Genomic DNA, 9,685 nt, shown 5'->3' with positions numbered 1-9,685 from the left:
GTGGTTCTCCCTCCCTTGTGTAGATGAACTTAGTTGCCCAGAGCGTTGATCTGCTCCAGAACACCGTCCGGCCATGATCCGGCGAACTCGCTTTCCAGATACATGGTCTGTACCTGATCGCGGAACGCCGCGAGGTCGGGTTCATAGACCTCCATGCCCTGCTCTTTCAGGAAGCTGACAAGGTCCTCTTCTTTCTGAAGCTGCTTCTGGCGACCAGCTTCAGCCGCTGCGTCTGCAGCCTCCTGAACCTTTGCTTGCTGTTCCGGTGTCAGCCCGTCCCAAACCTCTTTGCCGATGGCGATATAATTCAGGTCGACCAGATGCGATGTCAGGACGATCTGATTGGTCACTTCGTAGAACTTGGCATCAACCACAGTCGGCAATGGGTTGTCCTGACCATCAACGGCACCGGTCGACAGCGCGGTATAAACCTCGGAGAAGGCCATTGGTGTCGGTGCGGCACCCAGCGCTTTGCCAAGGAACTGCCACGCATCGGTGCCCGGCATCCGCAGGTTCACGCCGTCCAGATCGGCCGGAGTTGTGACCGTCAACTCATCCTTGGGTTGACGCAGGTTCACCTGACGACGGCCCAGATACATGACCGACAGCAGTTTAACGCCCAGTTCTTCTTCGGCCTTCTGCTTGAAGGCATCCATCAAGGGATCGTTGAAGACAGCCACCTGATGCGCGGCGTCCTGGTGGACATAGCCTGCGGTAAAGATCGAAAACTCGGGGAAGAACTGGGCCAGTTCCTGCGCCGAAGTGATCGACATTTCCAGGTTACCGCGACTGATAGCATCCAACTCAGTGCCCTGAGCGAAGATGGTACCATTATAGCTGGGCTCATAACTTGCGAAATCGGCGACCATTGGCGCGAAAACTTCTGCCATAGCGACCGAGCGTTGGTCGGTCTCCGATCCTGATGTTGCGAGGCGAAGTTGCACTTTGTCTTCCGCCAGCGCACCACTTGTTGCGCTAAACAGAACACCGGTTGCAACCAGGGCTGACACAGCAGCCCGGCGGGTAAGTTTGGTAATCACTTTGCTCCTCCCTGAGACATCATGATGCATTTTTCCGATTCTGAGTTTTGACCTATTTTGGACTTTTTGCAAGATTTTTTGCAAAATATCAGATATTTTTCATTACCTGCAATTTCTGTTGTTGCATTTCCTGAAGGTTTCTTATCCTGACAGTCTCGCCAGTCCTGCAAGAATTCTGAATAGCTTCAATAACTTGAAGCGTCCTGAAACCTTCCCAACCAGACACAATCGGCTCTGCTTCGTGCCGAGCTACTCCAACAAAGTGCCTAAGCTGATTGACCAGAGGGTCAGACGCACCCTTCTTCAGCGCGGTGGATGAGATTGGCGTCCACCAATCCCTTTCCTCACCCTGGTAGGTCCACAGTCTTAGATCGGGGACAGACAACGACCCATGAGAGCCACCGATCATGTAGCTACTCTCAGTGGTCGACGGATAGATTGGATATTCCTGAGACGTCATCTCCCAGCTCCACGGAGCAACAATGCTGTCGGATACGCTAATGGTCCCAATCGCTCCGCTTTCAAACGTCAATAGCGCTCCGGCGACATCTTCGTTGTCATAGCCGCGTTGCGAGGTAGCCGACTGCGCCTGTACGGTCACGACCTCTCCGGCCAGGTACCGCAGAAGATCGACATCATGGACAAGATTGACCGAGATGGGCCCCGCACCGGGTTCCTTACGCCAGGGTGCGGCGTCAAAATATTCATCGGGCTTGTAAAACCAGCAATTCGCATGGACAGCGCGCACATTTCCAATCTTCCCGTCGACAATGGCTTCCTTCGCTGACTTGATCAGAGGATTGTGCCGACGATGATGTCCGACCATCAGTGGCACATTAGTCTTCTCCGCTTCTTGGACAAGCTCCAGTGCAGCGGAGGCTTCCACGGCGATCGGTTTTTCGACGAGTACGGGACAACCATGCCGAACACATGTGAGCCCTTGTTCGACATGAAGCGTCGTGGGCGTCGCGAGCACAGCTCCGTCCGGCGTCTGATTTGCAAACATATCCTCGAGGGTCTCGTAACACGCAACGCCATGCTCCGCAGCGTAGGTGCGCCCTTCGTCACTGGGATCAACAACCGCAACAAGATCGACATGACGCAACGCGCGGATCGCGTCTGCGTGGCGGCGTCCAACAAGGCCAATGCCGACAATGGCAATGCGAAAGTTCATTGACACTTTGCTTCCTTCCAGAGGGTTCGGAAACTCCGAAACCAATGTTTATGACTGAGCTGCTTTGCCCAACTTGAACTCGACCGTATTGGGGTTTTTGCGATTCCACAATAATGTATGATATTTTTATTTCTACCATACATCACATTGGATTGCTGATAACTCTGTAAAGTGGTATTTGAAGGAGGAATCTAAAAATATCGGGTGAAACGCATGGCGAAACAGCCGTCTACGATAGGTGCAAGCACCTATCAGCGCATAAAGCGGGATATTATCTTTGGAGAGTTGCAGCCTGGCTCCAAACTGAAACTGGACGCCTTAAAAGACCGGTATTCGGCAAGCCTTTCGACACTTCGTGAAACCCTGAACAGACTTGCCAGCGACGGGTTTGTCGAAGCCCCGGAACAACGGGGGTTCCTGGTTACGCCGGTCTCTCGCGAAGACCTGACCGAGATATCAGAGTTGCGTGTCCTGCTGGAATGCCACGCGTTGGAGTTGTCCATTGCGAATGGCGACACGGACTGGGAAGGCAACCTCGTTGCCGCGCACCACAAACTGCACCTGATGGAACAGCAGCTTCTCAAGGGCGACGAGTCCGAGAAAGAAACCTGGAAACGATATGATTGGGAGTTTCACCAAGCGATGATCGCGGCCTGCAACTCCAAGAACCTTCTGTCTCTGCACTCGATCATCTACGACAAGTATTTGCGGTATCAGATGCTCGTGCTGACCTATCGCGGCGAAGAGGCCGTCAAGGAGCATAAGGGCATGTTCGATGCCGCATTGGCCAGAGACGCGGGCACCGCTAAGAAGCTGTTGGTAGATCACATCCGAAACGGTCTTTCACATACGCTGGAGGCTATGTAGCTCGCTGTTGTTGCCGCCTATCTCCATCACCTGAATCAGCGGCACGGGACCTGAAAGGCAAGTTTAATTACTGTGCTTACCAGACGAATTCCGTAAGTTTATGATTCAACATCCGAACCCGCTTCATCAGGCAGCCGTTTAAACAAGGATGAGAACGCTAAGCTTCCGCAACCAAGGGTTGCTTTGCACCACCATAACAAACCGCGAACATCCTTGAAGCGGTTTTATGTGAAGCGATCTCTGATTGAGTAGTGGCCATTCAATGGAACGAGTACCAAAGGCTGCTTCGCGGACAAAGTGTAAATTCGCTGCAACTGCGCCAATATCCACCCTCAGAAGTAACATGAAAACGGTTGTTTCTGTCGAAGACAAAGAAAAAATGACCAACCAAGATACGCAGTGACACGAAACTAGGTTGCGGGCCGCACCACTATTGTCGAATAGCATTGCCTCGCCCCCATCCGCATTCGCCACGTGGCAGATCAGCAGGAACAGGCGCCTTCGGCGTCTGATCTGCAAATCAGCCCTGATTTTCCCAAAAAGGGAAATCAGGATCATTGAAATCGGTCTAGGTGCTGGATGAAGGAAGTGAGGCGAAAATGGCAAGGTTCTGTCGCTGGTGGCAGAACTATGTGTCGCCTTACAAGGAATGTCGGGCGACACATAGTTTTGCCATTCGGCGACATCTAAGTAATTGATTTTATGAAAACTTGGTTTTCTGAAGCGCCCAAACTTTGCCATTTGCGACTCAAAGGCTTTCCATCAAATCAGAATGGTCATAATGCTGCCACTAGTCTTCAGTGCTACTTCTGTAACTGAGCCTCCTATGTTTGATTGACACCAACCAAATCGGAATAAGAACGCTCACCGCGAGTGATTTGACGTTTGAGGGTGTTCGTTGCTGCTTTTACTTTACCCTCGTCCAATAGCGATGTGATCGCTTGATGTTCCTTGTAAGATTTCTTCGTTCGATTGGAACGCTTGGACAAATGTGTCCGCATAGTTTGGACGATATCACTGACTTTTTGATATCCATCCCGCAGGTAACTGTTTCCGCAGGACCTGAAAAACGCGTCGTGAAACTCGGCGTCAAGTTCCAAGTACTGCTCGAATTCATCCGCTTCCTGCGCTTCTGACATCTTAGAAACAATTGTAGCCAGCTCATTGATCAGAACCGACGGGTTCTTTTCAAGCGCCTGCTCCAAAGCTGCAGATTCTAGGATGAGCCGATACTGGCAAAGCTGCACCACGTCCTCTTGAGAAAGAGAGAATACAAACGCTCCTCGATGAGGAAAGATCTGAACGAGCCCCTGAAGATTCAATGCCGATAGCGCTTCGCGAATCGGAGTTTTACTGATGCCCATGGCATTTGACAGCTTCACTTCCGGCAACGATTCACCCAATTGAAACGTGCCATTGATAATGCTTTTTCGTATATGCTCTTCAGCAGTTTTACTCAACGAATCCGGGCGCTTAATCTGCAAAATCTCAGTCATTTTCACTTCGTCCTATTTCGTCTCTCCAACACAATAGCACATGTAAGCTTGATTTCTATATTATATCTGATATCTCAGATAATAGATCGAAAATAACTAAATCCGTGGGAGGATACCTTGTTCAAGAAATCAACATTGGCGTTTGGCGTCGTCATGTCAGCCGGACTTGCTTTTGCAGCATCCGCTGAAACAGTCATTAAGGTTGGGCATGGCGCAGCAGAAGCGTTTCATATGCATCGCGCGCTACTGAAATTTGAAGAACTGGTCGAAACTGGCTCGAATGGTGAGATCGACGTACAGATATTCCCTTCGTCGCAGATGGGCCCTGATCGCGAGATGATCGAAGGTGTTCAAACCGGCGTTCTGGAAATGGCCATTCCTCCTTCCTCTTTCTTCGCGGGCTGGGATCCGGCTTTTGCAGTAATTGAACTGCCCTACATGTATTCCTCCAAGGACATCGCCTTTGATGTTCTTGATGGTGATGCTGGTGATGGGATGCTTGCACGGGTCGAAAACCAGGGATTGGTCGGTCTCGGCTGGCTTGAATTGGGTGTACGCAATGTGACCAACAATGTCCGTCCGGTTGCAACCCCCGCAGATCTCGAGGGTGTCAAGCTACGTACCATGAAGGTTCCGGCGCATGTGGCGACATTCGAAACGCTCGGGGCCAACCCGACGCCAATGAACTTTGGTGAGGTCTATTCTGCTCTCCAGCAAGGCGTGATCGACGGCCAGGAAAACCCACTGGCGATCATTACCTCACAGCGTTTCTACGAGGTGCAGAAATACCTTTCGACTACGGGCCATGTCTTTGCGGTCTATATGCCCGTCATCTCCAAACCGTTCTTTGACTCACTGTCCGCAGAGCATCAGCAACTGGTGCGGGACTCGATGGCCGCCGCACGTGACTATCAGGCGGAACTGGTCGCAAGCGAAGATGCGGAACAGCTGGAACAAATTCGTGCTGCTGGTGTCGAGGTTCTGGAACTGACTGCAGAGCAGCGGCAGGCCTTTGCCGACAAAACCGAAAGCGTCCGTCTGCAGTATCGCGACGAGGTTGGCGCTGAAGCCTATGACGACTGGGTAGCAGCGGTTTCCGCAGCGAGCGGAAGCTGACCCTCGGACTACTCAGCCAATACGGGCACCCGTGCCATGAAGGTTCGGGTGCCCCTTTCGTTCAGGGGAGGTGAACGGTGTCGGTTATCAAATGGATCGATCTGAATGCCGAAAAGGTCTTAGCCAGTGCACTTTTGGCCGCGATTGTCTTGTTGATCTTTGGCAATGTGTTCATGCGCTACATTCTGAATGCCTCTCTTTCATGGGGCGAAGAGCTAACGCTTTGGTTGTTTGTATGGTTCGTCTGGCTTGGTGTCAGCTATGCGTTCCACACAGGCGATCATGTGCGTATCACGGTCCTGCGTGATGTCCTGAGCGAGCGCGCAAGGCTTTACGCGGATGTTGTGATCGCGCTTCTTGTCCTTGGATTTCTGATCGTTCTGACAATTGAATGCATCAAGCTTATCCGACAGCCTTTTGTCGCCAGCCAGACTTCGGTCGTTTTGGGACTACCGATTCCGATCCTTTATGCTTCGGCGCCGATTGGCGCGGGCCTGTCTGCGATCCGCGTCACTCAACATCTGATCCGAACCCTGCGTCTGATCGCAGGAACCAAAGCGTGAGGAACCTGGCATGCTTGCAACAACGCTTTTCTTGACGCTCTTTGCCCTGTTGCTCTTCAGCGTGCCTATTGGCATCTGTCTGGGCTTGGCCACTATGATCGTGATGGTCTTTGTGGATGGCACGCCACCCATAGTTCTTCTGGCACGGTCGGTGGTAACAGGCGCGGACTCGTTTCCTCTAATTGCCGTCCCTCTGTTCATATTGGCAGGCGACCTGATGCAGCACGGCGGAATGTCTCGTCGACTGGTTGGGTTCGCTAACGCACTGATCGGGCATATCCGGGGTGGGCTTGCTTATGTGAACGTACTCGCCTGCGTGTTCTTTGCCGCCATATCCGGTTCGTCTCCTGCGACCGTAGCCGCCATCGGGTCGAACATGATCCCTGAGATGGAGAAGGTCGGCTATACGCGCAAATTCAGCGGCGCATTGACGGCATCCTCAGGAATGATCGGCGTTATGATACCGCCAAGTATTCCATTCATCATATATGGGGTAACTGCCGAGGTTTCGATCGGCAAACTGTTTCTTGCAGGTGTTGTTCCTGGCATCCTCTTTGCCCTCATGTTCATGTTGGTGGCTCGCGTTCTGCTGAGAAAGGACGAGGTTGTTCAGCAATCGACAACCACGTTCTCAGGCCCTGGCGTCTGGCAGAGTTTCCGGTCTTCCATCTGGGCGCTTCTCGTGCCCGTGATTATTCTTGGGGGTATCTATAGCGGCATCTTTACCCCAACCGAAGCCGGTGCCGTGGCCGTAGTCTATGCCGCTTTCATCGGCATCTTCGTGTATGGCGACATCACCCTCAAGGACCTGCCAGAGGTTTTTGCGGGCAGTGCAAAGACCAGCGGGACCATTCTGATATTAGTGATCATGGCGACCGCCTTTGGCAGGTTGATCACGCTTGCAAGAATCCCGACAGAACTCGCAACAACAATCACCAGCCTATCCGACAATCCGATCATCATTCTGTTGCTGATCAATCTGCTATTGCTGGTGATCGGCATGTTCATGGAGACGATTTCTTCGATCATCATCATGACGCCGATCCTGCTGCCGGTTGCAACCGCACTGGGGGTCGATCCGATCGTTTTTGGTGTCATCTTGACGGTCAATCTGGCCATTGGGTTCTGCACACCGCCATTGGGTGTAAACCTGTTCGTGGCCAGCAGCATTTCGAAGGTTTCCATCGAAAGCCTCAGCCGGGCGATCCTGCCATTCTTTGTCGGCATGCTGATCTTGTTGATGTTCATCACCTATGTGCCCGCAGTTTCCTTGGCCTTGCCATCCCTTTGGTGACTGGCTGAGGAGCTTCAACCGTTAGACAACGAACAGAGGACCCGGATGGATCTGGACCTATCCCACCCGTCGATAGAAGACCTTCGGCGAACCGCACAGAAGCGCATCCCGAAGTTTGCTTTCGAATACCTCGACAGCGCCACCGGCCGGGAGCTGGGGTTGAAGGTCAACCGGGACGCACTTGATGCCATCGGATTCATGCCGCGTGTGCTATGCGGCCGAACAAAGGCCGACCTGCAGACTACATTGATGGGCCAAAAATACGACCTGCCTTTCGGGATAGCACCGGTAGGCATGTCCGGCCTGATGTGGGCGGGAGCTGAGCGGATGCTTGCCAAGGCAGCGGTTGCTCACAACATTCCGTTCTCGTTGTCCAGCGTGGCGGTTGCTTCACCGGAAGATGTGGCACCTTACATTGGCAAAAACGGATGGTTTCAGCATTACCCGGTGAACTCCAGCGATTTGCGCCGCGCGATGCTGCCGAGGATAAAGGCAGCGGGATTTCATACACTAATCATCACGGTGGACGTACCAGAAGAGAGCCGGCGCGAACGACAACGCCGCGCCAACCTGACCGTGCCTCCAAAAGCTGACCTGCGCACGCTGAAAGAAATGGCGTCACGACCCGCCTGGTGCCTTGCGCATCTGCGCGAGGGCATCATGCCACGTATGCGGTTCTTTGACGATTACGTTCCCACACGCGGGCGAGAAAGCTTTACCCATGCAGGCGCTCTGATACGTGGGATTCCGGATTGGGACTACCTGCGCGAACTACGGCAGGAATGGGAGGGTCACCTGATCGTCAAGGGTGTCCTGCGGCCGGAGGATGCACAAAAAATGGTGGCCGAGGGTGTGGATTGCATCTGGGTCTCAAACCACTCCGGGCGTCAATTCGAAGCCGGGCCCGCCGTGATTGACCAACTCCCGAACATCCGCGAGGCGGTCGGAACAGATGTGCCACTGATCTATGACTCTGGCGTTGCCTGGGGATTGGACATCATGCGTGCCCTGGCGAAAGGTGCAGATTTCGTCATGGTCGGACGCGCCTTTCAATATGCCGTTGCAGCGTTCGGAGCACGAGGGATCGACCATCTCGTTCACATCCTGAAAGCTGACATTGAGGCCAACATGAGCCAACTTGGCAGCGAAAAACTCGGCAGTCTGGCAGAGCACCTTCTGAGAACTGGCTGATCGGCGCTTGCGGCGCGCGGCGTATCACGCAGGCGCGTTGTCATCCTCGTCAATCAGCCCCTTGACGATCAGATCCGCGGTTGAGCGCGAACATGCCATTGGCAGGTCATATACCGTTGCGAGACGGGTCAGAGCCTTAACGTCGACGTCATGTGGCATGGGTGAGAGAGGGTCGACAAAGAAAATCAATGCATCCAGTTTCTCTTCGCAGATCATGGCGCCAATCTGTTGGTCGCCTCCGAGTGGTCCGCTTTTCAGGCAGGTCACATCCAGTTGTGGATAGGCTTGCTTAATGCGACTGCCGGTGGTCCCTGTCGAAAAGATTTGTACTCTGGACAGGCGGGCCAATTGCAGACCCACCCATTCGACGATTTCGTCCTTTCGCGCATCATGCGCTACAAGCGCGAAACGCGGCGCATCACCGGATGAATTGTTCAACGTAATCTTCTCCAAGACCGACTTCCGCGAAATGTTTCCGGCACAGATCAATCTTGGTAAAGACATCTTCGTAGCCAGTGACCTTGCCCCACGGATCAACATAGCACATCACGCCATTGACCTGGAAATAGGTAACCATCTCTTCGACATCGTCGGGAACGACCAAGGTATGAGTCTCACCCGGCGGCTCAAAGACATATCCCCCTTCTTCTGCAACCCAGTCATGTTCCAGATAATGCCAGCGCCCTTTCAGGACGAAGCCGTGGACGGGCTGGGGATGGCGGTGCCGCGAAAGAACACCAGCTTTGCGCACTTTGAGAAGGTTCATCCAATAACCTTGCGAGCGGTTCAGGCAGAGCGGTCGGAACCAGACGTTCTCTGCCTGCGGAACCCACAGTCTATCGTCCTCGCTCATGGCATTCGGGATCACGATCTCGTCTTGCGCATCCTTGGGGAATGGCAACTGATAGGGCATTCGGGCGGTGTCATGGTCATTCATTGATTTT

11 protein-coding genes are annotated in these 9,685 nt (G+C 53.2%); 5 read left to right on the top strand and 6 right to left on the bottom strand.

The features are described from left to right. Positions 1–29: 29 nt before the first annotated feature. Both dctP and GOX21_RS16115 read right to left on the bottom strand, forming a co-directional pair. Positions 30–1,040, bottom strand: coding sequence for a TRAP transporter substrate-binding protein DctP (gene dctP, locus GOX21_RS16120; protein WP_170378495.1), 1,011 nt, complete (start codon positions 1,038–1,040; stop codon positions 30–32). 88 nt (positions 1,041–1,128) lie between these two features. Beyond that, positions 1,129–2,214, bottom strand: coding sequence for a Gfo/Idh/MocA family protein (locus tag GOX21_RS16115; protein WP_174818923.1), 1,086 nt, complete (start codon positions 2,212–2,214; stop codon positions 1,129–1,131). 213 nt (positions 2,215–2,427) lie between these two features. On the opposite strand from GOX21_RS16115, the gene GOX21_RS16110 reads away from it, so the two are divergent. Beyond that, a complete protein-coding gene (locus tag GOX21_RS16110) occupies positions 2,428–3,081 on the top strand; it encodes a GntR family transcriptional regulator (RefSeq protein ID WP_170378491.1) in 654 nt (217 codons plus the stop codon). Positions 3,082–3,219: 138 nt separating this feature from the next. On the opposite strand, the gene GOX21_RS16105 is transcribed toward GOX21_RS16110, so the two are convergent. After that, the gene (locus tag GOX21_RS16105) at positions 3,220–3,822 is read right to left on the bottom strand and encodes a hypothetical protein (RefSeq protein WP_170378489.1); all 603 of its coding nucleotides are present in this window, start codon (positions 3,820–3,822) and stop codon (positions 3,220–3,222) included. 83 nt (positions 3,823–3,905) lie between these two features. Continuing rightward, positions 3,906–4,577: a GntR family transcriptional regulator gene (locus GOX21_RS16100; protein ID WP_170378487.1), complete on the bottom strand. Its 672-nt coding sequence runs from the start codon at positions 4,575–4,577 to the stop codon at positions 3,906–3,908. Positions 4,578–4,694: 117 nt separating this feature from the next. On the opposite strand from GOX21_RS16100, the gene GOX21_RS16095 reads away from it, so the two are divergent. The 4 genes from GOX21_RS16095 (at position 4,695) to GOX21_RS16080 (ending at position 8,741) form a co-directional block, all read left to right on the top strand. Further along, positions 4,695–5,693 (top strand): TRAP transporter substrate-binding protein, encoded by a 999-nt coding sequence (locus tag GOX21_RS16095; protein WP_170378485.1) that lies wholly within the window; start codon positions 4,695–4,697, stop codon positions 5,691–5,693. 77 nt (positions 5,694–5,770) lie between these two features. Next, positions 5,771–6,256, top strand: a complete 486-nt coding sequence (locus GOX21_RS16090; RefSeq protein WP_170378483.1) for a TRAP transporter small permease — start codon at positions 5,771–5,773, stop codon at positions 6,254–6,256. A gap of 10 nt (positions 6,257–6,266) precedes the next feature. Then, positions 6,267–7,550 (top strand): TRAP transporter large permease, encoded by a 1,284-nt coding sequence (locus GOX21_RS16085; protein ID WP_170378481.1) that lies wholly within the window; start codon positions 6,267–6,269, stop codon positions 7,548–7,550. A 45-nt stretch (positions 7,551–7,595) separates the two neighbouring features. Continuing rightward, a complete protein-coding gene (locus tag GOX21_RS16080) occupies positions 7,596–8,741 on the top strand; it encodes an alpha-hydroxy acid oxidase (protein WP_170378479.1) in 1,146 nt (381 codons plus the stop codon). 24 nt (positions 8,742–8,765) lie between these two features. Here the strand turns inward: GOX21_RS16080 and GOX21_RS16075 are convergent, their stop codons facing one another. Both GOX21_RS16075 and GOX21_RS16070 read right to left on the bottom strand, forming a co-directional pair. Further along, positions 8,766–9,179, bottom strand: a complete 414-nt coding sequence (locus GOX21_RS16075; protein WP_170378477.1) for a methylglyoxal synthase — start codon at positions 9,177–9,179, stop codon at positions 8,766–8,768. Next, positions 9,160–9,678, bottom strand: coding sequence for a 2,4'-dihydroxyacetophenone dioxygenase family protein (locus GOX21_RS16070; RefSeq protein WP_170357704.1), 519 nt, complete (start codon positions 9,676–9,678; stop codon positions 9,160–9,162). Before GOX21_RS16070 ends, GOX21_RS16075 begins: the two co-directional genes overlap by 20 nt. Between the last annotated feature and the right edge of the window lie 7 nt (positions 9,679–9,685).

It is taken from the genome of Ruegeria atlantica (genome assembly GCF_013032005.1).
GTDB classification, from domain to species: Bacteria; Pseudomonadota; Alphaproteobacteria; order Rhodobacterales; family Rhodobacteraceae; genus Ruegeria; species Ruegeria atlantica_A.
This window is presented reverse-complemented; position numbering and strand designations above follow the sequence as displayed.

Coding starts and splice junctions, on each gene's coding strand:
- GOX21_RS16115 (WP_174818923.1), bottom strand. CDS start 2,214: ATGAACTTTCGCATTGCCATTGTCGGCATTGGCCTTGTTGGACGCCGC.
- GOX21_RS16110 (WP_170378491.1), top strand. CDS start 2,428: ATGGCGAAACAGCCGTCTACGATAGGTGCAAGCACCTATCAGCGCATA.
- GOX21_RS16105 (WP_170378489.1), bottom strand. CDS start 3,822: ATGGCAAAGTTTGGGCGCTTCAGAAAACCAAGTTTTCATAAAATCAAT.
- GOX21_RS16100 (WP_170378487.1), bottom strand. CDS start 4,577: ATGACTGAGATTTTGCAGATTAAGCGCCCGGATTCGTTGAGTAAAACT.
- GOX21_RS16085 (WP_170378481.1), top strand. CDS start 6,267: ATGCTTGCAACAACGCTTTTCTTGACGCTCTTTGCCCTGTTGCTCTTC.
- GOX21_RS16080 (WP_170378479.1), top strand. CDS start 7,596: ATGGATCTGGACCTATCCCACCCGTCGATAGAAGACCTTCGGCGAACC.
- GOX21_RS16070 (WP_170357704.1), bottom strand. CDS start 9,678: ATGAATGACCATGACACCGCCCGAATGCCCTATCAGTTGCCATTCCCC.